This is a genomic window from Mesorhizobium sp. M1006 (assembly GCF_040318825.1).
Lineage (GTDB): Bacteria > Pseudomonadota > Alphaproteobacteria > Rhizobiales > Rhizobiaceae > Mesorhizobium.
In genome coordinates this window covers 303,116-326,105 of the sequence record NZ_JAMYMZ010000001.1, presented here as the reverse complement: position 1 = coordinate 326,105, position 22,990 = coordinate 303,116, and the positions used below count along the sequence as shown (strand labels likewise).

Here is a 22,990-nt window from a genome sequence, read left to right as displayed (position 1 = left end):
GTCAGGAAACCAGGGAGATGACCATGATGACGTCCACTGTTCCAGGCCCGCAAGGCCAGCTTGCCACTTATAGGATCAACGCCGGCAATGGCCTGCCGATCATGTTCCTGCATGGAGATTGCAGCCGCGCTTCCCACTGGGACCGGGTGATGCAGCTCTCCGTCGAAGGCCGCGAGGCGGTAGCCTTCGATTTTCGCGGTCATGGCGCCTCCGCGCCGGCGCAGGACGGTGACTATGGTTATGACGGTCGTGCAATGGATGTCGGTGCCGTGGCCGACGCGTTTGGCCTGAAGCGGTTTCTCATTGTCGCGCACAGCGGCGGCGGTGGCGTGGCGCTCGCTTATGCCGCCAGCCATGCCGACCGGGTCGCCGGTGTCTTGCTCGTCGACCCGGCGACCGATCCTCGTGCGCTGCCGCAGGCGATTCGTGACGGCTTTGTCCGCGATCTGGCCGGTCCGCAAGGCCGTGATGTCCTGAACGCCTATTACACGTCGATTGCCGGCCCTAACGCGGTTGTTCGCCAGCGTGTTCTGGCCGATGCGGCAGTGGTCGATCCGGCGGCGAGGGCAGGTGTCGGCAAGGCACTGGCCGAATGGAACCCGGAGCCGGCACTCGATGCGTATCGCGGGCCTATGTTCGTATTGGCTACCGAGGCCAGTGACACTCCAGCCGCGCTCTACCGGCTGCGCACGGACATTCCGCGCCAGATCGTGGCGGGCAGCGGCCATTGGGTGATGCTTGACAAGCCCGAGGTCGTAGCCGAAGCCGTTAATAATTTCGTCGCGACCATCGAGGCCGGCCAGAAATGACGACCAGGACCGAAGCGGCAAATGTGCTCACCGAACTGGTGCTTGCCGTGTTCAGGATGAACGGCAGTTTTCTGGATGCGGCCGACCGGCTGGCCGCTCCAACCGGGCTGACGGCAGCGCGCTGGCAGGTTTTGGGTGCAGTTTTGAAGGAGCCGAAATCTGTGGCCGACATCGCCCGCGACATGGGTCTCGCCCGTCAGAGTGTACAGCGGCTGGCCGACATACTGGCTGCGGAGGGGCTTGCCGCCTACGCCGACAACCCGGCGCATCGCCGCGCCAAGCTGTTGTCGATAACCGATGCCGGCCGGGCAGCGGTCAAGAATATCGGCACACGCCAGCATGTTTGGGCGAACCGCGTTTCGGAGGGTATGGACGCCGACGTGCTGAAAGCCTCGCTTGATCTGCTGCGCACCCTGACGGAACGGGTGGAGGCGAGCGGATCCTGATCGACCACGCGGGAGCCGTCTCAATGCGCTGGCGATTGTTTTTACGGCCGGCGAAAGAAATCGTAATTCTGACATGTCGCAAGTTTCTAGCTTGCGGCGTGAATCACGAGGAGTGCCGGAATGCGGATTTGGGCGATATGGGGGGCGGTGTTTCTTGCGTTTGCTGGCGCAAGCGCGGCGCGGGCCGATGTGAAGATGACCGGCTCTTTCGTCGCCGATGCCGCCTGTCCGGCAACGCAGGCGATCAAGAGCGGCAAGAATCCCGGCAATGTCTCGACCGCGGCTGGTCAGAGTTATGATCTGCTGGCCGGCAACAAGGACGCGCCCACGCACTACCTCATTCGCGTGCCGGGCGCCGATCCGGAGCGCCGCTGGGTCAAGATCAGCTGCGGTCATGTTTCGGGCGGCAGCGCGTCGACGATGCCGGCTGCACCGGCGCCTGCCGAGCCGAACAAGCCATCGGCGTCCGGAAAGCCGGAATATGTCTTCGCGCTGAGCTGGCAGCCGGCTTTTTGTGAGACCAAATCCAGCAAGGCCGAATGCCGTGCGCAGACCGCCGCCGGTTTCGATGCGACCCACTTCACCTTGCATGGATTGTGGCCGCAGCCGAACGGAAATTTCTATTGCCAGGTCGCGGCAAGCGACAAGGCGAACGACGATCCGGCACACTGGCGGGATTTGCCGTCGGTCACTCTTGACCCGAAAACGCGAGCGGAACTCGACCAGGTGATGCCGGGCACCGCGTCCGCCCTCGAAAGGCATGAATGGATCAAGCACGGCACCTGCTACGGCAAGAGCCAGCAGGAGTATTTCGCCGACGCCTTGAACCTGATGCGCGCGATGAATGCGTCGCCGGTGCGCGATCTCTTCATCAAGAACATCGGCAAGCAACTGACATCCGATCAGATACGCAGCACCTTCGACAGTGCCTTCGGCAAAGGCGCGGGCGACCGGGTCCGCGTGTCCTGCGTGGTCGATCCCTCGAACGGCAGGCGGCTGATCGGCGAACTGACGCTCGGCCTGACCGGCCCGATCGCTTCGAACGCTTCGCTCGGTGCCCTGCTGCTTGCCTCGGCGCCGACAGCCAAGGCTGGCTGCCCGAAGGGCGCGGTCGATGCCGTCGGGTTCCAGTAAACAGGCCGTACGCGACTGTCGCTTTGCACCGGGGATGGTATGATCCCGGGGGGCATCATTCATAGGGGGTGGCGATGAGTGGTATGACGGGCGGCGCGCTGGCGCGGCTGGCGTTCTGGGCCAAGGGCATGACGGCGATCCGCGACGGCCATATGGAGTGGCCGGGCTTTTCCTACACCGAAGTGGAGTGGGCTCGCATGACCACGCTCGCCAAACCCGTCGGCGGCGGCACCTACCAATTGTTTACGCTGGTCAACGCGGCGATCTTCATCGCCATCGCCGCGCTCGGGATGTTCTGTGTCTTCCTGCCGCTGGCGGCGCTGCTGTTCCCGGTACCGGCCGAAACCAGTGCGCTCAAGTTTTCGCTGCTCCTGGCGGCATGCGCCTTCCTGATCATCGGCATCGGCCTGCCGATTTCGCTGCGTCTTTCGACCACGCTCGTGGCGCCGAAGGCAATGCGGGCCGCGCTTGTCGCCGTGCCCGGCGACCAGGCGCTTGCGGCAAAAGTGTCATGGCAGATCAATCGGATCACGCTCGTGCTCTGCGGCCTGCTGGTACCGGGCATTCTTCTGTTCATTGCCTACGATATCGAAGCCGGCCCGATTATTACCGCGTTGAAATGGCTGGCGATCGCGCTGATGGCGGTTTCGGTTGCGATCGGCGGATGGCAGCGGCGCAAACAATCCTGATTGAGCCAATCGCAGGCCTGGGCAGCGTTACGCGCCGGCGCTGCGCTCCGGCCTGGTCCATGTGTTGCGGGCGTCTGCTTCGTTGCCGCCCGGTTCCCCGACAACGCGATCGCGTCCCGTGGATTTGGCCTTGTAGAGACGCTGGTCGGCCAGCGCAAAGAGATCGGCAAGGCAACGGGTCGTCTCGCTGACCGTCGAGATGCCGGCGCTGACGGTAATGTCGAACCGGCTGGTGCTCGCGGACGTCTTGACCGCTTGCCTGACGGTTTCACCCAGCAGCCTGGCGAGCGGCTGCGGACGCCAGCCGAGGATGGCGAATTCCTCACCGCCGATCCTGAACAATTGATCTTCGGTCCCGACAAGTTCGCCAAGCAAAATCGCCAGGGCTTTCAGCACCTTGTCTCCCTCGGCGTGGCCGAAGCGGTCGTTGATCGATTTGAAGTGGTCGACATCGATGATCAGCAGGCTGAGCGGCCTGGCGGTCCGCAGGCTGGCGGCGACGGCGGCCTCGCCATCGCTGTCGAAGCGCCCCCTGTGCAGGAGGCCGGTGAGGCCGTCGCGACCAACATGCTCGACCAGCGCCTCATAGCGCTCGCGATAGGTCAGCGTGTCGAAAATGTCGGAAAGCCCGCGCGGCGCCGGCACCTGCCGCGCCTCGAACCACCTGATATAGGCGACCAGCATGGTGCTGTAGACCAGGGCCGCTGCCATCTTGGCGAACCAGCCGCCGAAGAACACCGCGACCGGCGCACCGGTGACGAAATGCAGCGCCGTGAAAAAGCCTGCCTGGTCGAAGGTGAGCACGCAGGCGACGGAGACCAGGATGCGGGTGAAAAGCGCCTCGCGCAGGTATTTGCCGAGCTTTTCATAGAGCAGAATGATCAGGATGGCATCGACGAACAGCAGCGTCGTGCCCCACACCATCAGCCAGCCCATCTCATCGATGAAGCCGATGTCGGGAAGCTTGCCGTCGGGCAGCGGTGCGATGTCGTGCAGGCGCAGGATCAGCACGAGCCCGACCATCAGGGCATTGCCGAGCAGCAGGCCGTAAATCGGCTGCCGGACAGTTGCCGCGTCCTCCTTGATGTAGAGCAGGAGAAGCATCACCAGCTTGCCGGAAAACAGCACGGCCGAACCCGGCGATACCATGCCGAACGGCAGCGCGACGTAGAAGACGCTGGCGAGATAGGTTTCCAGGAAATGCATGACGCCAAGGGCGCAAACAAAGACGCCGAGGCCGATGCGGCCCCTGAACCGGAAAAGCGTGACCATGATGCCGAAATAGAGAACCGCTTCGGCAAAAAGCAGGAAACTGTTCAACACGGCCCGATCTCTCTCCCCGAAATCGCGGCTGCCAGCGATTTCCCATCCAACATTGTTTGACGCGGAATGATTAACCGGAGCTTTCGCCTGGGCGCCGGCACGAAATGAAGCGGCTAAGCGTTTGCGGCTGCGACCAAATCCGCCTGGAGCGGGTCATCGTTTCACGGAACCGCTGAACCGCTCCATCTTTTTTGTTTTGACGCAATTCCGGACGGAAAACCGTTTCACGGTTTTTCCTGGAATTGCTTTAGGGCCAAAACTGTTTGCCGTTCGCGGCTGCATCGCTTACATAGCCCCCAACTTCCATCCAATCCGACATCAGTCGACTTTTCAGGGAAAGCGCGCGTGGCACGCCAGTTCATCTATCACATGGCCGGCCTCAACAAGGCCTACGGCACCAAGAAGGTGCTCGAGAACATTCATCTGTCCTTCTACCCGGACGCCAAGATCGGCATCCTCGGCCCCAACGGCGCCGGCAAGTCGACGATCCTCAAGATCATGGCCGGCATCGACAAGGAGTGGAGCGGCGAGGCCTGGCTGGCCGAGGGTGCTACCGTCGGTTACCTGGCGCAGGAGCCGGCGCTCGATCCGAACAAGAACGTGTTCGAAAACGTCATGGAAGGCGTCGCCGCCAAGACCGCCATCATCGAGCGCTACAACGAATTGATGATGAACTATTCCGACGAGACGGCGGACGAGTCGGCCAAGCTGCAGGACGAGATGGACCGGCTCAACCTGTGGGATCTCGAACAGCAGGTCGAGATGGCGATGGAGGCACTCGGCTGCCCGCCCAAGGAGGCCGATGTCACCAAGCTGTCGGGCGGCGAACGCCGTCGCGTCGCGCTCTGTCAGTTGCTGCTGCGCCAGCCCGACCTTCTGCTGCTCGACGAGCCGACCAACCATCTCGACGCCGAGACGACGGCGTGGCTGGAAAAGCATCTGCGGGCCTATCCGGGCGCGGTGATGATCATCACCCACGATCGCTACTTCCTCGACAATGTCACCGGCTGGATCCTCGAGCTCGATCGCGGCCGCGGTATCCCCTACGAAGGCAACTACACCAAATATCTCGAAGCCAAGGCCAAGCGGCTCAAGCAGGAAGGCCGCGAGGACGATGCGCGCCAGCGGGCGATCGGCCGCGAGCGCGAGTGGATCCAGTCCAGCCCGAAAGCCCGGCAGACCAAGTCGAAAGCCCGTATCCAGGCCTTCCAGGATCTGCTGGATGCAGCCGACAAGCGGCGTCCGAGCGATACCCAGATCGTCATTCCGCATGGCGAGCGGCTCGGCAATGTGGTGATCGAGGTCGAGGGCCTGTCGAAGGGCTTTGGCGACACGCTTTTGATAGACGATCTCGAATTCAAGCTGCCGCCCGGCGGCATCGTCGGCGTCATCGGCCCGAACGGCGCCGGCAAGACGACGCTGTTCCGCATGATCACCGGCCAGGAAAAGCCCGATGCCGGCACCATCCGCGTCGGCGAGACGGTCAAGCTCGGCTACGTCGACCAGAGCCGCGACGCACTCGACCCGACCAAGACGGTCTGGGAAGAGATCTCGGGCGGCGCCGAAGTGGTCAAGCTCGGCAAGTTCGAAGCCAACACCCGCGCCTATTGCGCGTCGTTCAATTTCCGCGGCGGCGACCAGCAGCAGAAGGTCGGCAACCTGTCCGGCGGCCAGCGCAACCGCGTGCATCTGGCAAAAATGCTGAAGACCGGCGGCAATGTGCTGCTGCTCGACGAACCGACCAACGATCTCGATACCGAAACGCTGGCCGCGCTCGAAGACGCGCTCGAGAGCTTCGCCGGCTGCGCCGTCATCATCTCGCACGATCGCATGTTCCTCGATCGCCTGGCGACGCACATCCTCGCCTTCGAAGGCGACAGCCATGTCGAATGGTTCGAAGGCAATTTCGAGGACTACGAGCAGGACAAGATCCGCCGGCTTGGGCCTGAGGCGGTCAATCCGCACAGGATGACGTATAAGCGGCTGACTCGGTAACAACGGATTGGTTGCAAGCGCCCCAGGCTGCTCGTAGAATTACCGGAAGGAGATAAACATGCTTAATGTCGAGCTTCCTACCGCGCTGGAAAAACGCCTCGAGATCGTCGCAAGGAAAACTGGCCGGACAAAACATGACGTAGTCGTTGAGGCCATTGTCGAGCAAATTCAGGATCTGGAAGACGGACTAATCGCCCTCGAGCGCCTTAACGATGGTGAAGGTGAATGGCTTTCTCTGGCCGAAGCTAAGGAACGACTGGGATTGGACGCAAGCGACCGCAGTGACGGTTGATCGTGTGGACAATTCGTGTCGAGAAGCGTGCACTGAAGGATATCTCCAGATTGCAAAGGTCCGATCAGCGTCGGATTGTGGACTTCCTGGAAAACAGGCTCGCCTCGCGCGATAATCCACGCGAACTTGGCGAAGCGCTAACAGGACCACTGGCAGGTCTCTGGAAATATCGTGTGGGCTCATTCCGAGTTCTGACAAGGATCGATGATAGCGCTGTCGCGATTTGGGTGGTTCAAGTAGGCGACCGTCGCGAGGTCTATCGATGAATACAGTCGCGAAGGTGAGGCCCGACTGGTCCGCCGCCCTCTACCTGAAATTCGAGGATGAGCGCACCCGGCCGGCGCGCGATCTCGTCGCGCAGGTGCCGGTGCCGGAACCGCGCCGGGTGGTCGACATTGGCTGCGGGCCGGGCAATTCGACCGAATTGCTGGTCGAGCGCTGGCCGCGGGCGCAGATCAGTGGCTTCGATACCTCGCCCGACATGATCGAGAAGGCCAGGGCGCGCCTGCCCGGTGTCAGCTTTGCCTTGGCGGATGCGGCGGCGTGGCAGCCGAACGAACCGGTCGACGTGATCTTTGCCAATGCGGTGTTTCAATGGCTGCCGGAGCATCCGGCGGTCTTCCAGCGGTTGATGGGATTTTTGGCGCCCGGCGGCGCGCTTGCCGTGCAGATGCCGGACAATATGGCCGAACCTTCGCACCGGCTGATGCGGGAGACCGCGGCCGAGATGCCGTTTGCCGAAAAGCTCGAGCGCGCGGCCCGCGCGCCGCTGCCGCCGGTCGCGTTCTATTACGACCTTTTGTCGCCATTCTCGGATCGGCTCGATGTCTGGCACACGATCTACAACCATCCGCTGGCCGATGCCGAGGCGATCGTCGAGTGGGTGAAATCGACGGGGCTGAAGCCGTTCCTCGATCCTCTCGACGAAAACGAGCGGCAGCTTTTCCTGAAGCACTACGCGGCCGGGATCAGCGAAGCCTATCCGAAAACGGCAAGCGGCAAGGTGTTGCTGCGCTTTCCCCGTCTCTTCATCGTGGCGCGGCGTTCCGCTTAGAAACTCTTAGCTACACCCAAAAAACAGCCAGCAGCGGATGCTTGACCGGCCTTCGCCGTCATGCGCATCTCGCTGGGGCACGGCCCTTCATGGGCCATGGGGGTGGATGATGACACTGAAAAAGATGGGTTTCGGCGGCAGCATTTGTGCGGCCGCTGTGCTTGCCTTGTCTCTATCGGCGGAGGCCAAGCGAGCGCGCTGCTTCACCAGCGACGACGGCTATTTCTCGTGCAGCTATCGGGCGCTGGACGATGCCGGCAGCTTTCGCATCTCGGCGCCGGGCTATCCGACCTACGTCCTGGAAATCGACGGACCGGGTTTTGCCTATGGCTATGTCAATCTCGGCCGCCGCAACGTGCCGCTGCCCGGGCAATTCGTGCGCAGCCGCGATGACGGTGCCTGCTGGAACAACCCGCAGACCAATACCAAGCTCTGCGCCTGGTAAAGACCCGTCCCAGGGACTTGATTTAAGCCGGCATAAACTGGCTAGGTGCAAAAGAGGTTGCGCCGAGCTTTTTGCGGCGTCGACATGAAGCCGCAACGCCTGCGCACGGGACGAACTGGAAATGCATCGCGTCATCATCAGCGGCATCGGCGTTGAAATCCCCGAAGCCTTGATCACCAATGAGGAACTCGTCGCCAGCTTCAACAGCTGGGTGGATATGGAAAACGTCCGCCGCGAGGTGTCGGGCGAGCCGCTTCTGCAGAAATCGGACAGTGCCTTCATCGTCCATGCCTCGGGCGTCCAGACCCGCCATGTCATCGAACGGGAAGGCATCCTCGATCCGACCCGCATGGCGCCGCGTTTCGCGGCGCGGCCCGACGATGCGCTGTCGCTGGAGGCCGAGTTCGGCATCGCTTCGGCCCGCAAGGCGCTCGATCATGCCGGGCTGAAGCCTGGCGACATCGACCTGGTGATCTGCTCGGCCTCGCACCATCAGCGGCCCTATCCGGCGATCGCCATCGAAATGCAGCAGGCGCTGGGCACGAAAGGCGCCGGCTTCGATATGGGGCTTGGCTGCTCTTCGGCAGCGGCGGCGTTGCACATCGCCGTCAATCTGGTGCGGGCAGGGGCGCATAAACGCGTGCTGGTGACGACGCCGGAGATCATCACCGGGCATCTCAATTTTCGCGACCGGCAGACGCATTTCATCTTCGGCGACGCTTCCGTGTCGATGATCGTCGAAGGGCTCGCCCAGGGCGAGAAGCGGCCGGGCCGCTTCGAGGTGCTGGATACGCGCGCCTGGACGCAGATGTCGAACAGCATCCGCACCAATCTCGGTTACTATACCCGCGCCACCCAGGACGATCCGTACATGATCGATCTGGAAGGCAATCTGATCAAGCAGATCGGCAACAAGGTGTTCAAGGAAGTCACCGTTGCCGGCCACAAATTCATCGTCGAGTTCCTGGCCGAGCACGGGCTGACGCCGCAAGCGATCCGGCGCTTCTGGCTGCATCAGGCCAATGCGCGGATGAACGCCATGATCCTGAAACTGTCGTTCGGCCATGACGTCGACCACGACCGCGCGCCGATGGTGCTGGAGCGCCTCGGCAACACCGCCGCCGCCGGCGCCATCATCGCCCTGTCGGAGAACCATGCCGACATGAAGGCCGGCGACTACGGCCTGCTCTGCGCCTTCGGCGCCGGCTACTCGATCGGCGGCGCGCTATTGCGCATGCTTTAGATTTTTTGTTTTACGCATGTCGTGTCCCAAAACCACTGCACACCCTCGGTTCAAGCCCGAGGGCATGCTTTTGGGCGACATGCATTAGCCCGGCGCGAACGGCACCAGCATCGGAACGCGCCTGGCATAGTCGTCGTAAGCGCTACCCAGTTCACCGCGCAGAAAACGCTCCTCCAGCCTTGCCTTCATGACGATGCCGACGGTGATGAGGATGGCGCCGGCAACGCCCCAGACAGTGCCTTTCGCCGCCATGGTGGCGAGGATCGCCAGAAGCAGGCCGGTATAGATCGGGTGGCGCACCAGCCGGTAAGGGCCGGTGTCGACGACGCGATGCGCGGCCTTGGCGGTGACCGTGGCCGACCACAGGCGGCCAAGATGCAGCCGCGCCCACCAGGCAAATGCCAGACCGGCGGCAATCAGCGCCACGCAGATCCACGCTTCGGCAAGGTTCGGCGTCCAAAGCCTCAGCGGGCCGGCATAACCGTGCGCCGGGATGAAGAGCAGGATCGTGCCGAGCACCATGACGGCGCGGGATGGAAGCTCCACCCCGAAGCCGGCGCGTTTTTCGGCCCGGTCGGCCCAGAAGGCGGCCGCGGCCCATGAAACCACCCAGAGCAGCCAGAGCTGTGCGATTGCCGATGCGGGATGCATGATAAACCTCAGCGGGCTTGACCTGACCGATATTATCAACCGATGCAGCGCGGCAGCAATGCGGCACGCTTTTGCATGAGGCTGGTTCAACCATGACGCTGGTGGTGCCGACCCGTATCAGCCGTCTTGATTGGAGCATCAACGCTTTCGACTGGACCCTATGAATCGACTTCGGCTAACTGCATCCGGCAGCTAGGAATGAAACCAATGCCGGATATGTTTCCCGAAGCCGAAACTCCGGTCGAGATCGTCCCGTCGCGAAAACTCGCCGCCAGGGTGGCGGCGCTCTATCTCGCATCATTCGATCGTTTTGAGACACGAGCGGTGGATACGCTGCAACTCGGTTTCGACGGCATCGACGGCGATTTCCACGCCGGCACGACGCGGCGCTCCGGCGGGCGGGAACCCTGGTATCCGCGCGGCACTGAGATGCGCAACGAACGGCAATTGTCGATCGTGGCTGCGGACGAACTGGCAATCGTCGCCGAACGGATGGGCATCGCCGAGATCAAGCCGGAATGGATCGGCGCCAATCTCCTGATCGACGGCCTGCCGCGCCTCTCCATGCTGCCGTCCGGCACGCTGCTGTTCTTCAAAGGCGGCGCGACCGTCAAGATCAACGCGCAGAACGGGCCTTGCCGGATCGCCGGGCGATCGGTCGCCGAAAATGCCGGGATGGCCGACCATGAGGCCGGCGCGCTGCTGTTCCCGAAGGCGGCGAAGCGGTTGCGCGGGCTCGTCGCCTGGGTCGAGAAGCCCGGCACGATCGCGGCCGGCGAGGAGATTTCGGTGCGCGTGCCCGAGCAGTGGATTTACCGGGCCTAGTCCAGGCAAGGCGACCTCTAGTCACGGCGTATTTTGTTCTTGCTTTGTGCCGGCAGCTATGCTACTAATTTGGGTATGGTGCCAATTGGGCTCCAACGACCCGCCCGCGAGGCGGGTTTTTTATTTCAGGCTTTGAAAGTTCCGATGCTGCCGACCTGAGGTCGGCGGGACAGCGCCCCTCTGTCCTGCCGGACATCTCCCCCACGAGGGGGGAGATTGGCCGTCACCTCTCGATTTCGCTAATCACAACAGTGAAGAGCGCAGAACTCGACGCGTGTGCCTGCCGTCGCTCTACGCCTCATCCTCATCGTCGAGCAGACGGGTGGCGCGCCAGCGGGTGAGCACATTGTTGGTCTGTTCGATGACGAAGAAGCGCGCGGAATCGCGGTCATAGCCTTCGGCCAGCAGCTTTTCGTAGTCGGTGTGGGCGTGGCGAATATGCGCTATCGTCGCCAGCCACACGGCAATGCTCGGCGGCAAGGTCTTCATGTGCACGGCGCCGGCATCGGCCCGGATCTTTTCCATGTCGGCATAGGGCGCCAGCGGCAGCAGCGCTGTCAGTGCCTTGGCGATGGCGCGGCGGCGGCCGGTCGGCGCGCTCATCACTCCACCGGCCCTGGCTCGTCCCGCCCGGCGATGGTCGCATCGGCAAAGGCATCGGTCGAGGCGAAATAGGGCTTGATGTCGATGACCGGCGTGCCGTCGAGCACGTCGATGGCGTCGAGATCGATGCGGCCGGTGTCGATGTCGAGGGCAACCAGCTTGGCGACATGCAGTCCGACAGGATTCGGCCGGGCAGGGGAGCGCAGTGAAAAGACGCCTTTCGGCCCTGTGGCATGGCGGGGTTTCTGGACAATCAGTTGCCGCGGCGCATGGTGCAGCCAGGACAGGACGATCACGTGGCTGGCGCGTTCCAGCCCAAGCAGGCCATCCCGATAAAGCGGGTCGATGACCAAGTGCGCCGGCTGTTCCGTCTCCCGCGCCGCCTTCATGTTTTTGGGGCAAGTCTCCCGCGTGATCCAAGGCGAAGCGATGCGGCCGATGAAGACGACATGGCCATCCGGCGGCATCGTTGCCGGGTCGGTTTCCAGGAGCTTTTCGCCGCTGCGCGTTTCGAACATGGTTCTCGCCCCGATCATGCGTCCGTTTTTGCGCGATCCGCCACGCATGCGTCATTTTCTTGTCCGGAAGCGACATAGCGCTTGCAAGCCTATCCAAACCGACATAAACATATGTTTATATCTTTTCAAAGAGAATGCTCGCATGCATGTCGCTCTCGACACGATGGTAGATACATTGAAGGCGGCGGCGGAATCCAGCCGGCTGCGCATATTGGCGCTGCTGTCGCGCGGCGATCTGACCGTGTCCGATCTCACCGAAATCCTCGGCCAGTCGCAGCCGCGCGTCTCGCGCCATTTGAAATTGCTGCTGGAGGCCGGGCTGATCGGCCGCTACCAGGAGGGCTCGTGGGCGTTCTTCCGGCTATCGGATTCCGATGCGTCGCGCGATTTCGTGCTCAGGCTGGTCTCCGGCATCCGCGGCGCCGATCCGCAGGTCGAGCGTGATCTCGAACGGCTGGCCGCAGTCAAGCGCAAGCGGCAGGACCGGGCTGCCGAATATTTCTCGGTAAACGCCGCAAGCTGGGACCATATCCGCTCGCTGCATGTGCCGGATCGCGCCGTCGAAGCAGCTCTCATCAAGCTCGTCGGCAAACGGCCGTTCCAGTCGATGCTCGATCTCGGCACCGGCACCGGACGGCTGCTCGAGATCTTTTCGCCGCTCTATCGGCGCGGTGTCGGCATCGACATGTCGCGCGAGATGCTGACGGTGGCGCGCGCCAATCTCGACAAGGCCGGCGTTTCGAATGCGCAGGTGCGCCAGGGCGACATTTTCGCGCCGCCGGTCGAACGCGACGCCTTCGATCTCGTTACCATCCATCAGGTGCTGCACTATCTCGACGATCCCGCCCGCGCCATCCGCGAGGCGGCGCGTCTGCTGCGCCCGGCCGGCCGGCTGGTGATCGTCGATTTCGCGCCGCACGCGCTGGAGTTCTTGCGCGAGGAGCACGCGCATATGCGTCTCGGCTTTTCCGACCGGCAGATTGGCGACTGGTTTTCCGAGGCCGGCCTCGACCTCGAGGACAGTCAGGAATTCGAGCCGCGCGGCGGCAACGAGGCCAAGCTCACCGTCAAACTCTGGCTCGGCCGCGATCGGCGCATGCTGATTGCCGAGCCTTCCAACGACAGACAACCGGCCAATGCGTATCCGATAGGGGAAACCGCCTGATGAACCAGTTCCGCTTCTCCCGCCGCCCCGACATCGGCGACAAGGTCAGGGTTTCGTTCGAGTTCTTTCCGCCGAAAAACGATGAGATGGAAGCAAGGCTGTGGGACACGGTCACCCGGCTTGAGCCGCTTAAGCCGAAATTCGTCTCGGTCACCTATGGCGCCGGTGGTTCGACCCGCGAGCGGACGGCCCGCACCGTCAAGCGCATCCTCAATGAAACGACGCTGACGCCGGCGGCGCACATGACTTGCGTCGATGCGGCGCGTCACGAGGTCGATGCGGTGATCCGGGAGTTCGCCGATATGGGCGTCAAGCGTTTCGTCGCCCTGCGCGGCGATCCGGCCGAGGGCGTCGGCGCGGCCTACCGGCCGCATCCGGAAGGCTATGCCAATGGCGCCGAACTGGTTGATGCGCTGAAGGGCGCCGGCGATTTCGACATATCGGTCTCGGCATATCCGGAAAAGCATCCGGAAAGCCCGGATTTCGCCACCGACTTCGACATGCTGAAGCGCAAGGCCGACAACGGAGCGACGCGGGCGATCACCCAGTTCTTCTTCGACAACGATCTCTATGAGCGCTATGTCGAGCGGGCACGGCGGGCCGGCATCTACATACCCATCGTGCCGGGCATATTGCCGGTGCACAATTTCACCCAAGTCGCCAACTTCTCGGCGCGGTGCGGCGCCTTGGTGCCAGCATGGCTGGCCGAGCGTTTCGATGGGCTGCAGAACGATCCGCAAACGCATGCGCTGGTGGCATCTGCCGTGGCCGCCGAGCAGGTGCTGGACCTTGTCGAGCGCGGCGTCGGCGATTTCCACTTCTACACGATGAACCGAGCCGATCTGGTCTTCGCCATCTGCCACATGATCGGCATCAGGTCGCACGAAGTCGAGGCGGCGGGATCAGCCGCGGCGTAAGGCGGCAAGCTCCTTTTTAAAATGTCAAAGATCGGGGGAATGCAAAAGGCCGGGCAAAATGCCCGGCCTTTTCAAATGGTTTGGAGTATTCGGTGCTGGTCTTCCCCCGCTCAGCGGCCTTATGGAAGGACGCCCATAATGAGGGCGCCGATGAATGCAAACGCAGCACAAATCATCAATGCGTTGATCGGCCTCGTCAGTCCCATGTCATAGCCTCCTCTTAAAGAGCTATGGCGAGAGTCTAGGGTCATTTGTGCCACAGGCAAGCAGAAACTTTGCTGCAATGCGACGAGATTGTGGAATTTGCGACCTGCCGTTTGCCGTTAGGCATTGAAACTCTTTGTCAAAAGCCGGCTCGGGACCTGTGAATAATTTGTGGCAAAGCCGTGGCAGCAGCGAGAATGGCAGCGCTACCGCGGCGGAAAATCGGAATCGATTTTCGAATGGCTGAAGATTCGACGCATCCTTTGCGCATCCAACCGGATGCTGCACGCTATACGCACGCTATACGAATGCGGTGGGCAACCGGCACCGTTGTGAGATAGCCAGGACTTGAATTTTCTGCCAATTGGCAGTATATTGCCTGCCAATTGATGGAGGCCGGAATGAGTGTCGCTTATGCGGTTCGCGATCCTGCAAATCAGGCTTTGCCGGCAAATCTGGCGGATGCCTCGGTACGGGCGCGGCTCACGCCAGCGGCTGTTGCCGGCATCGTCAGGCTCGCAGACATCTGGCATCTGACCAGCACCGAGATCTGTACTTTGATCGGCGACGTGTCGGAGAGAACCTGGTTCCGCATGAAGAAAGGCGAGTGGGAGGGCGTTCTCTCCCAGGATTCGCTGACACGCATCAGCGCCCTGATCGGCATCTTCAAGGGACTGCGGCTTCTGTTCTCCGAAGCGCTTGCCGATGAATGGGTGCGGTTGCCGAACAAAGGGCCGCTTTATGGTGGCCGGCGCCCCTTGGACGTGATGATCGAGGGCGGCATTCCGAAGCTGCTGCAGGTTCGCCAACATATGGACGCTTTGCGCGGTGGACTTTGAATGCAGATCCCACCACGCGCTGACATTTCCCAGCGCGACACGATCCGGCTGATTTCGACAGGCAGGTTCAAGGAACCGGTCCTGATGCCGTTGGCCAGGAATCATGGAGATTTGGAGGACCTTGCGGAGCTCGAAGGAGCCACCAGCGGCCGCCTTCAGGCGCAGCAGGGAGGATTGCCCGACCTCGATCCGCGCGAACTGGTTTTCGGGAGACCGGGCTACACCTTCATCAATGCGGCGTTCGCTTACACCCGTCCGGGCGGCAATCGTTTCAACGATGATGCCAGGGGCGTCTGGTACTGTGCGTTCGATGCGGAAACCGCACTCGGCGAGGTCTCTTTTCATCTGACGCGCGAGCTTGCCGCAATCGAACGTTTCGAAAACGTCACCGACTACGCGGAGCTCGTTGCCGACTTCATAGGCTCGTTTCACGATCTGCGCGGTGCTGAGTTCAGCAAGGACCCGGTGCTCGATCCGGATACTGTCTTAGCCTATCCTGCCGGTCAGGCGCTGGCGAAGCAACTCCGCAAGCAAGACGCCGCGACCGGTCTTGTGTATCCTTCCGTGAGACATGTCGGCGGGACCTGCCTTGCCGCCTTCCTTCCCGATCTCGTTCAGAATCTCAGGCAAGGCGGTATCTGGCGTCTGGAATGGCAGGGTTCATCTGTTCCCGCGATCACGCCCATATAGCGCCATCTCTAAAGCGCGTCGCGTTCGACCGGCCTCGTGCGACGCGCTTTAGGTTCTTTTTCTATGCATGTCGTTACCGCAAAACCGCTGCACATCTTTGCGCGACATGCATTAGCGCCGCCCGAACAGGCGACCATCGATGGTGACGAGGCCGAGCGCGATCAGCGCCATGCCGCCGAGTTCGAACAGTTCGAGCCGCTCGCCCAGGAACAGGAAACCGAGCAGGATGGCGCTTGCCGGCACGATGAGCGTGACCAGCGAGGCATTGGTGGCGCCGGCCGAGGCGACGAGATTGAAATAGAGGATGTAGGCGAAGGCCGTCGACAGCAGCGCCAGCGCCAGCACCGCCGCCCAGACCGGCGGCGAGGCCGAAAACAGATTGGCAGCGTCATAGGTGAACAGAACGACCGGGATCATGATGATGGTCGAGCAGGTCAATTGTCCGGCGGCAATGACCGGTGACGGCACACCCTTGAGGCGGCGGGCAATCATCAGCGCAACCGCATAGGATAGCGACGCTCCGATCAGCGCGAATTTCGCCCAGACCGGACCGCCGAGCCCGGCGACGAGGCCGGGGCCGATCATCACCGCCGTTCCCGCGATACCGAGGGCGATGCCGGCAAGCTTGTTCCACGACAGCTTTTCGTCGCTGGTCAGGGCGTTGGCGAGGATCAGCGTCCAGAACGGCGTCGTCGAATTGAGCACCGAGGCGACACCGGCGCCAAGCTCGGTCTGGCCGGCAAAGATCAGCGAGAAAGGGATGACGTTGTTGGCGAGCGCCAGCAGGAAGAACAGGCCGGCATGCGGCAAGGCGAGGCGAAACGACGGGCCACGGACCGCAAGATAGAGCTGCAACGCGATCGCAGCTATGGTGACGCGGAACAGCACCAGCACCAGCGGCGGAAGTTCCGCTACCGCAATACGGGCAAAGAAGAACGAGCCGCCCCAGATGGCGCCGAGCAGCAGAAGCTGCGCCCAGTCCTTGAGCACCATCGGACCGCGCATCGTGGTGGTGGCAGCTATCGCCATTGGTCGTCCTCCCAGACGAGATGCCTTGCTCTTCAGGCGTCTGTTCACGCCATACCCGATCCGGCCGCAAGGGCCACCCGAAACCTGAGCGATGGCCTAGCTCGCTCATAACCGGCGTGCAGCACCGGCGTAGCGCCGCGAAGCCAGGGCGGCGAGACATAGAATTGTTTTCATTAGCCGCTAGCTTGGATTAATTGTGCGCAGCCTCAGTCAAGGGATTCGTCCATGCAGCGATTCGAAAATGCCCGCGAGGCAGCGCTGGCGCTTCGCCCGGACGATCCGATCTATTGCTTCCGCCCGCAGGTGCTGAAGGCGGACGCCAAACAGTTCATGGGCATGTTTCCCGGCAAGACCGCCTATGCGGTCAAGACCAATGGCGAGCAGATCGTGCTCAACGCCCTGGTCGAGGCCGGCGTCGGTGCCTTCGATGTGGCCTCGCCCGGCGAATTCGCCGCCGTGCGCGCCGTCTCGCCCGACGCCGAGATGCTCTACATGCACCCGGTCAAGGCGCAGTCGGACATCAGGCTGGCGCTGGAAAAATACGCCATCCGCGTCATTTCGCTCGACCATGAGGACGAGGTCACCAAGCTGACCAGGGTGGTGCGGGCGCTCGACATCAATCCGGGCGCCATCACCGTGTTCGTGCGCATCCAGACGAAAGGCTCGGCGGCCTACGAACTGTCGAAGAAGTTCGGCGCCGGACCGGCCAATGCGGTCGAACTGGCCGAACGGCTGAACCGAACGGGCTACAAGGTCGGGCTGTGCTTTCATGTCGGCAGCCAGATTGAGGATCCCGACACCTATGAGCGGGCGCTGGCCTCCGCCGACTGGGTGCGCAACCGCGTCGGCTTCGACATTGCCGGGCTCGATGTCGGCGGCGGCTTTCCCGCCGAATACGGTCATGATCCGAACAGCCGCAAGCCGGAAATGCCGTCGCTCGGCCAGATCATGTCGCGGCTGTCGGGCGACCTCCAGGAGTACCAGTTCGACCAGATGCCGCTGGTGGCCGAGCCCGGCCGGGTGATCGTGGCGCGCTGCCTGTCGCTGATCGTGCGCGTGCTGCTGCGCAAGGGCAAAAGGCTCTACATCAATGACGGCATCTGGGCATCGCTGTCGGATTCATGGACCGGCAAGATCACGCTGCCGGCGCGCTTCATCCCCGATCCGGCGATCCGCTCGCGCAATGGCGAGGACAAGACCATCGTGCCGTTCAAGGTCTGTGGCGCGACCTGCGATTCCGTCGACATATTGTCGCGGCCGTTCTGGCTGCCCGAAACAGTCGATACCGGCGACTGGATCGAGATCGGCCATATCGGCGCCTATTCGCTGTCGCTCAGAACACGGTTCAACGGCTTCTATCCCGACACATTCGTCGAGGTGGCGACGCCGTTCGACGAAGGCGATGCGCCGCAGGGGTTCGCCAGCCTGGAGACGATGGCGGATTAGTGGATGGTGGAATAGTGAATGGTGAATGGTGAATGGTGAATAGTGAATAGTGAATAGTGAATAAATGAATAGTGGTAATTCTGGTGCTCAATGCGGCTCCGGTGCTATTCTTTTCACCATTCACCATTCACCATTCACAGTCTCGCCAGCAGCTCCGGCGTCGGCCAGCCGTCGACCGGCAGGCCCAGCCGCTTCTGCTCCTTGCGGATCGCTTCGCGGGTGTTGGTGCCCAGGATGCCGTCGACGGTGCCGACGTCATAGCCTTTCGCCTCGAGCTTGGTCTGTAGCGCCTTCATCTGGTCGGCGTCGAGGCCGGGTTCGGGGTTGCGCGGATCGAATCGCGGCGCGCCCCCCAGTCGGGCGGCAAGATTTGCCGCGGTCAGGGCATAGGTGAAGGACTGGTTCCACTCGAGATAGACGTCGAAATTGTCGTAGGTCAGGAAGGCTGGCCCCTTGCGACCCATGGGCAGCGCCAGGCCGGCCTTCAGGCCGTTGTCGAGAAGCGGCGTACCGTCGGGCCTGGTAACGCCCCACTGGCTCCATTGCGTCAACGGCAGCTTGTTGGTGCGTCCCGTCTGCTCCCACGGCAAATCGTCAGGCACACGGACTTCCTCGATCCAGGGCTGGTCGCGCTTCCAGCCGCGCGACTGGATCTTGCTGGCCGTGCTCATGATCACGTCCGGCGCGCTGCCGCGCAGGTCGACCAGGCCGTCGCCGTCGCCGTCGACGCCGTGGCCGAGATAGTCGGAAGGCAACATCTGCGTCTGGCCGATCTCGCCGGCCCAGGCACCGGTGACGTCGGCCGGCACCACGCCGCGATCGATCAACATCAGCAGCGGCACGATCTGCGGCCGGAACAGCTGCGGACGGCGGCAGTCATGCGAGAGGCTCACCAGCGCGTTCAGCGTATGAAAATCGCCCTGCACGGCGCCAAAATCGGTCTCCAGGGCCCAGAAGGCGGCGATGACCGGCGCCTGCACGCCGTATTCGCGATCGGCGCGGACAAAGACCTCGGCATATTTTTGCAGATTGGCCGCACCTTGCTTCAGCCGATGCGACGAGATCATGCGGTTCGAGAATTCGATGAAGGTCTGGGTGAAGACGCCCTGGGCGCGGTCGCGTGCCAACGCCTTCTCATCGAGGGTGGCGTTTTCCAGCGCATCAAGGCCGGCAGCGCCGACGCCGGCCGCCCTGGCCTCCGCCGCCACGCCGTGCTTCCATGACTCGAAATCCCCGCCGCATTGCTGTGCCGCGGCCGGCACGGCGGTCAGGAGCAGCGCCGCGAGAAGTCCAAAGCGCAATCGCATCGCTATCCTTCCAAGAAGATTACCGGCGGTTGCAGGCATTCGTCGTTGGCTGTGTCGAAAAGCAGGCGGCAGGCCTGGTGTCAACGGGTGTTCTGCCGCAACCACTTCTTCCACGCGGCTTCGGAGCCGTTGAAGACGCTGATGTCGGCGTTTCCGGTCATGCCCGGCACGACGCCCGTTCCGGTATACTGCCAGAAGGTGAAGGGATGGCTGCCGTATTTCTGGCGCGGGTGCCCGGCGACGGAGCGCAGCCAGTAGGGGTAGTCGCGGAAACCCGATAAACCATTATCTTCGAAGAAGTCGACAGACGTGTAGATGATTGGCTTCTTGCCGTAGTATTTTTCGACGATTTCGAGGAACGTGCTCATCTCGCTGCGTACCGTGGCGGGATCGGGCCGCAGCTTGCAGGTCGGCGATTTCGGGTTCCATTCCATGTCGAGAACCGGCGGCATCGCCGAGCTGTCTTTGGGCACGTTCCGGATGAACCAGCGCGCCTGGGTAGCGGCCGGCGTGCAAAAGTAGAAAAAATGATAGGCGGCACGGGGGATGCCCGACGCCCTGGTGCGGCTCCAATGCTCGTTGAAAGCTTCATCGAAACGGTCTCCGCCTTCGGTTGCCTTGATAAAGGCGAAGGAGATGCCGCTGGCCCTGGCCGCCGGCCAGTCGATCGATGTCTGGTATTTGGAGACGTCGGTGCCGTGGACGGCATAGCTCCACGGTGCGCCGCTGTCCCATTCATGCGGGTCGGAATCGGCAAAACGCGGCGCGCGTACCGCAACCATCGAGGCGCTGGACGACGATAGCGATGGCGTCAGATCCTCGACCGTCGAGCAGGCACCAAGCAGCATCAGCGTGATGAGAACCGCGAAACGGCGCATCGCTACTTCCTGAGCCGGTTTCAGCCGGCCGCTGATGGGTCTTTCCGCGGGTGGCCCCTCGACCGGGCGCAGCGTGTCTGAAACCGACTTACGCGGCGCACCTGGATCTTCGTTTCATGCATTCCCAAACCGTTACGCAGTTTTGGGACGCATGCATTCAAGCCCCGCCGGACGGTCACCCCACAGGATCGCCCGGTCTGTCCCAAGCGCGTCGCTTCGACGCGCTTGGCTCTTTTGTCTATGCATGTCGTTGTCCCACAACCGCTGCGCACTTCTGGGCGACATGCACCTGTGATCGCCGATCATGGTTGATATTCGGTTGACGGCGCTCGACAAGAGCCGCGATTTTGCCGAAACAATGGCGGCAAATCGATGACATAGATCGGGCTCAGGGGAATTCGAAAAAATGCAGATCCTCCTGAAGTTCGTCAAATGGCTGCTCGGCCTGGCTGTGCTGGCGGCCGCGATACTCGCCGGCTGGCTGTATTTCGCGCCGCCGGAACTGATCCGCGTCGGTTCCGGCTATGCCGCCAAGATCGTCTGCTCGAACGTCTTCATCGCCGGGCGAGACGCCGACGACGTGCTCGCCGTCGATGTGCAGGCGCCGGGTCATCCGCTGCTGAAGCTGATGAGAGTGTCGGTGGACAAGGAGAAGGGAACGGTTTCGGCGGGCCTGTTCGGCGCGCTCGGCAAAAGTGTCGCGGTCGCCCGCGAGGGGCTCGGCTGCGCCTCGGTTCCCGACGGCGATATTGCCGCCGCCAAGGCTGTCGCCGGAGCTGCACCGACGCCGGCGTCGCTGCCCGATCTGATCTGGCCGGAGGGCGACAAGGCCGATGCCTCGCAGGATCCCGAGGTCGCGAAAGTCCTCGACGATCCAGCCATGACCGGCGCCGGGATGCGGGCGGTCGTGGTGGTCAAGAACGGCCGCATCGTCGCTGAGCGTTATGGCGACGGCTTTTCCGAAAAGACGCCGCTATTGGGCTGGTCAATGACCAAGACGGTGAATGCGGCGATCGTCGGCACGCTGGTGAAGGAGGGCAAGCTGGCGATGACCAACCAGGGTCTGTTCGGTCCCTGGAAGGGAGATGGCCGCGCCGTGATCAGCCTCGCCGACATGATGGCGATGTCGAGCGGGCTGGAATTCAACGAGGATTACGGCGACGTCGCCGACGTAACGCGCATGCTCTACCTCGAACCGGACATGGCCGGCTTTGCCGGATCCAAGCCGCTGACCGGCGAGGTCGGCAAGGTGTTTTCCTATTCGAGCGGCACGGCGGTGATGCTGTCCCGATTGTGGCAGGACGCAATCGGCGACAAGGACAAGGCACTGGCGTGGCCGAGGACCGCGCTGTTCGATCCGCTCGGTATGCACAGCGCTGTGCTTGAGGTCGACGAGCACGGCACCTTCGTCGGCTCGTCCTATCTCTATGCCACGGCACGCGACTGGGCGCGCTTCGGCCAGTTCCTGCTGCAGGGCGGCGTCTGGAACGGCAAGGAGATCCTGCCCGCCGGCTTCGTCGACTGGATGCGGGAACCGGCAACTGCCTCGAAGGTCTACGGCAAGGGGCAATTATGGATAGAAGGACCGGGCGACGAAGAAAACCCCGGCGCCGGCGTTGCCGCAGGTCTGCCGAAGGACACCTACTGGATGGAGGGACATGACGGGCAGACGGTCGCCATCATCCCCTCCGAGCAGCTGGTTGTGGTGCGGCTCGGGCTGACGCCGGCCAGGCTCGGCTATCGGCCGCAGGTGATGGTGGCGGCGCTGGTCAAGGCGCTGCACTGAGGAATGCGGCGGTCGCAGTCTTGTCTATGCGGCTGTCGTCAAAGGCTTGGCGCGATCAACACGCGCCCGCTCGTCGGGTGAATTCATAACCGTCCAAAGATCGTTACGGCGCTGGACGTTCAACCAGAAATCCGGGCTGTTGCCAAACACCCGCGCCAGAATGAGCGCGGTAGCCGCCGTCACGTTGCGGCGGCCGTTGCACAATTCGTTCACATGCTTGCGCTGGACGCTCATAGCTTCGGCCAAAGCCGCCTGTGTCAGGCCGAGTGGTTGCATGAATTCTTCCGTAAGAATTTCGCCAACCGTTGCTGGCTTGCGTGCGGTCATCAACATGTCTCACCTCACTTATATATATAGCTGTGGTCGTCGAGATAGATGTCCGACGCCTCGCCCCGGCCCCCGTCCCAGCGGAAGACCAGCCGCCATTGTTTGTTGACGCGGATCGAATGGAAGCCTTCGAGATTGCCGCGCAACTTCTCGAAATGGTTGCTGGGCGGCACACGCAAATCCTGATCGATCGCCGCGTCGTCAATCATCTGGAGCTTGCGGAACAAGCGGCTTTCGAGATCGGACGGAATATTGCGGGAATGGGTGTCGTCCACGAAGAAAGCCCGCAGCCATCCATCTCTAAATCCGATGATCATCCCATGCTTCCGGCGAGGAGATAATGTACCACTCCTTGGGTCACATGGCAATGTGTGA

Annotated in this window: 26 protein-coding genes; 17 read left to right on the top strand and 9 right to left on the bottom strand. The window is 62.4% G+C overall.

What is annotated here, in order from left to right; all coding sequences use genetic code 11:
* The first annotated feature begins 23 nt into the window (after positions 1-23).
* The 4 genes from NKH60_RS01620 (at position 24) to NKH60_RS01605 (ending at position 3,078) form a co-directional block, all read left to right on the top strand.
* Positions 24-809, top strand: a complete 786-nt coding sequence (locus NKH60_RS01620; protein WP_352539492.1) for an alpha/beta fold hydrolase — start codon at positions 24-26, stop codon at positions 807-809.
* Entirely contained in the window at positions 806-1,255 is a 450-nt protein-coding gene (locus NKH60_RS01615) for a MarR family winged helix-turn-helix transcriptional regulator (protein ID WP_352709703.1), read from the top strand. Before NKH60_RS01620 ends, NKH60_RS01615 begins: the two co-directional genes overlap by 4 nt.
* 120 nt (positions 1,256-1,375) lie before the next feature.
* Positions 1,376-2,389 carry a ribonuclease T2 family protein gene (locus NKH60_RS01610; RefSeq protein WP_352709702.1) on the top strand — a complete coding sequence of 338 codons (1,014 nt, stop codon included), beginning with the start codon at positions 1,376-1,378 and terminating at the stop codon, positions 2,387-2,389.
* Positions 2,390-2,463: 74 nt separating this feature from the next.
* Positions 2,464-3,078, top strand: a complete 615-nt coding sequence (locus NKH60_RS01605) for a hypothetical protein (protein ID WP_352471520.1) — start codon at positions 2,464-2,466, stop codon at positions 3,076-3,078.
* Positions 3,079-3,105: 27 nt separating this feature from the next.
* Here NKH60_RS01605 and NKH60_RS01600 read toward each other — a convergent pair whose 3' ends face one another.
* Positions 3,106-4,401 (bottom strand): GGDEF domain-containing protein, encoded by a 1,296-nt coding sequence (locus NKH60_RS01600; RefSeq protein ID WP_352831239.1) that lies wholly within the window; start codon positions 4,399-4,401, stop codon positions 3,106-3,108.
* Positions 4,402-4,746: 345 nt separating this feature from the next.
* Here NKH60_RS01600 and ettA point away from each other — a divergent pair, with 345 nt between their 5' ends.
* The 6 genes from ettA (at position 4,747) to NKH60_RS01570 (ending at position 9,430) form a co-directional block, all read left to right on the top strand.
* Positions 4,747-6,396, top strand: a complete 1,650-nt coding sequence (gene ettA / locus NKH60_RS01595) for an energy-dependent translational throttle protein EttA (protein WP_352453385.1) — start codon at positions 4,747-4,749, stop codon at positions 6,394-6,396.
* A gap of 58 nt (positions 6,397-6,454) precedes the next feature.
* The gene (gene relB, locus NKH60_RS01590) at positions 6,455-6,688 is read left to right on the top strand and encodes a type II toxin-antitoxin system RelB family antitoxin (RefSeq protein ID WP_352471524.1); all 234 of its coding nucleotides are present in this window, start codon (positions 6,455-6,457) and stop codon (positions 6,686-6,688) included.
* 2 nt (positions 6,689-6,690) lie between these two features.
* Entirely contained in the window at positions 6,691-6,954 is a 264-nt protein-coding gene (locus NKH60_RS01585) for a type II toxin-antitoxin system RelE family toxin (protein WP_352501113.1), read from the top strand.
* On the top strand, positions 6,951-7,742 hold the full coding sequence (gene tam / locus NKH60_RS01580) for a trans-aconitate 2-methyltransferase (protein WP_352831237.1): 792 nt from the start codon (positions 6,951-6,953) through the stop codon (positions 7,740-7,742). Before NKH60_RS01585 ends, tam begins: the two co-directional genes overlap by 4 nt.
* Before the next feature lie 109 nt (positions 7,743-7,851).
* Positions 7,852-8,187 carry a hypothetical protein gene (locus tag NKH60_RS01575; protein WP_352471527.1) on the top strand — a complete coding sequence of 112 codons (336 nt, stop codon included), beginning with the start codon at positions 7,852-7,854 and terminating at the stop codon, positions 8,185-8,187.
* Between the two features lie 121 nt (positions 8,188-8,308).
* Positions 8,309-9,430: a beta-ketoacyl-ACP synthase III gene (locus NKH60_RS01570; RefSeq protein WP_352831235.1), complete on the top strand. Its 1,122-nt coding sequence runs from the start codon at positions 8,309-8,311 to the stop codon at positions 9,428-9,430.
* 84 nt (positions 9,431-9,514) lie between these two features.
* On the opposite strand, the gene NKH60_RS01565 is transcribed toward NKH60_RS01570, so the two are convergent.
* Positions 9,515-10,081 carry a methyltransferase family protein gene (locus tag NKH60_RS01565; protein ID WP_352471529.1) on the bottom strand — a complete coding sequence of 189 codons (567 nt, stop codon included), beginning with the start codon at positions 10,079-10,081 and terminating at the stop codon, positions 9,515-9,517.
* Positions 10,082-10,288: 207 nt separating this feature from the next.
* Between NKH60_RS01565 and NKH60_RS01560 the strand changes: the two genes are divergently transcribed.
* Complete coding sequence (locus NKH60_RS01560) at positions 10,289-10,906, top strand: MOSC domain-containing protein (protein ID WP_352831232.1); 618 nt, start codon at positions 10,289-10,291, stop codon at positions 10,904-10,906.
* Positions 10,907-11,197: 291 nt separating this feature from the next.
* Here the strand turns inward: NKH60_RS01560 and NKH60_RS01555 are convergent, their stop codons facing one another.
* On the bottom strand, positions 11,198-11,509 hold the full coding sequence (locus NKH60_RS01555; protein ID WP_352456194.1) for a DUF2293 domain-containing protein: 312 nt from the start codon (positions 11,507-11,509) through the stop codon (positions 11,198-11,200).
* Positions 11,509-12,027, bottom strand: a complete 519-nt coding sequence (tsaA, locus tag NKH60_RS01550; RefSeq protein ID WP_352501079.1) for a tRNA (N6-threonylcarbamoyladenosine(37)-N6)-methyltransferase TrmO — start codon at positions 12,025-12,027, stop codon at positions 11,509-11,511. The genes NKH60_RS01555 and tsaA overlap by 1 nt, the downstream gene beginning before the upstream one ends.
* Positions 12,028-12,169: 142 nt before the next feature.
* Between tsaA and NKH60_RS01545 the strand changes: the two genes are divergently transcribed.
* The 4 genes from NKH60_RS01545 to NKH60_RS01530 all read left to right on the top strand — a co-directional run bounded on the left by NKH60_RS01545 (position 12,170) and on the right by NKH60_RS01530 (position 15,842).
* Positions 12,170-13,192, top strand: coding sequence for an ArsR/SmtB family transcription factor (locus NKH60_RS01545; protein WP_023676796.1), 1,023 nt, complete (start codon positions 12,170-12,172; stop codon positions 13,190-13,192).
* Positions 13,192-14,109, top strand: a complete 918-nt coding sequence (gene metF, locus NKH60_RS01540) for a methylenetetrahydrofolate reductase [NAD(P)H] (RefSeq protein ID WP_023676795.1) — start codon at positions 13,192-13,194, stop codon at positions 14,107-14,109. The genes NKH60_RS01545 and metF overlap by 1 nt, the downstream gene beginning before the upstream one ends.
* Positions 14,110-14,714: 605 nt before the next feature.
* On the top strand, positions 14,715-15,152 hold the full coding sequence (locus NKH60_RS01535; RefSeq protein WP_352831230.1) for an antitoxin Xre-like helix-turn-helix domain-containing protein: 438 nt from the start codon (positions 14,715-14,717) through the stop codon (positions 15,150-15,152).
* Positions 15,153-15,236: 84 nt separating this feature from the next.
* Entirely contained in the window at positions 15,237-15,842 is a 606-nt protein-coding gene (locus NKH60_RS01530) for an RES family NAD+ phosphorylase (RefSeq protein ID WP_352831228.1), read from the top strand.
* A 111-nt stretch (positions 15,843-15,953) separates the two neighbouring features.
* Here NKH60_RS01530 and NKH60_RS01525 read toward each other — a convergent pair whose 3' ends face one another.
* On the bottom strand, positions 15,954-16,871 hold the full coding sequence (locus tag NKH60_RS01525) for a DMT family transporter (protein ID WP_352831226.1): 918 nt from the start codon (positions 16,869-16,871) through the stop codon (positions 15,954-15,956).
* Positions 16,872-17,096: 225 nt separating this feature from the next.
* Here NKH60_RS01525 and NKH60_RS01520 point away from each other — a divergent pair, with 225 nt between their 5' ends.
* Positions 17,097-18,317, top strand: coding sequence for an alanine racemase (locus NKH60_RS01520; protein ID WP_352831225.1), 1,221 nt, complete (start codon positions 17,097-17,099; stop codon positions 18,315-18,317).
* Between the two features lie 134 nt (positions 18,318-18,451).
* Here NKH60_RS01520 and NKH60_RS01515 read toward each other — a convergent pair whose 3' ends face one another.
* Positions 18,452-19,624 carry a lytic murein transglycosylase gene (locus tag NKH60_RS01515; RefSeq protein WP_352471540.1) on the bottom strand — a complete coding sequence of 391 codons (1,173 nt, stop codon included), beginning with the start codon at positions 19,622-19,624 and terminating at the stop codon, positions 18,452-18,454.
* 80 nt (positions 19,625-19,704) lie between these two features.
* Positions 19,705-20,502, bottom strand: a complete 798-nt coding sequence (locus tag NKH60_RS01510; RefSeq protein WP_502907723.1) for a glycoside hydrolase family 25 protein — start codon at positions 20,500-20,502, stop codon at positions 19,705-19,707.
* Positions 20,503-20,908: 406 nt separating this feature from the next.
* Between NKH60_RS01510 and NKH60_RS01505 the strand changes: the two genes are divergently transcribed.
* Entirely contained in the window at positions 20,909-22,288 is a 1,380-nt protein-coding gene (locus NKH60_RS01505) for a serine hydrolase domain-containing protein (RefSeq protein ID WP_352870923.1), read from the top strand.
* 24 nt (positions 22,289-22,312) lie between these two features.
* Here the strand turns inward: NKH60_RS01505 and NKH60_RS01500 are convergent, their stop codons facing one another.
* Entirely contained in the window at positions 22,313-22,621 is a 309-nt protein-coding gene (locus tag NKH60_RS01500; protein ID WP_352820363.1) for a HigA family addiction module antitoxin, read from the bottom strand.
* Positions 22,622-22,629: 8 nt separating this feature from the next.
* The gene (locus tag NKH60_RS01495; RefSeq protein WP_352831220.1) at positions 22,630-22,932 is read right to left on the bottom strand and encodes a type II toxin-antitoxin system RelE/ParE family toxin; all 303 of its coding nucleotides are present in this window, start codon (positions 22,930-22,932) and stop codon (positions 22,630-22,632) included.
* Positions 22,933-22,990: the final 58 nt, after the last annotated feature.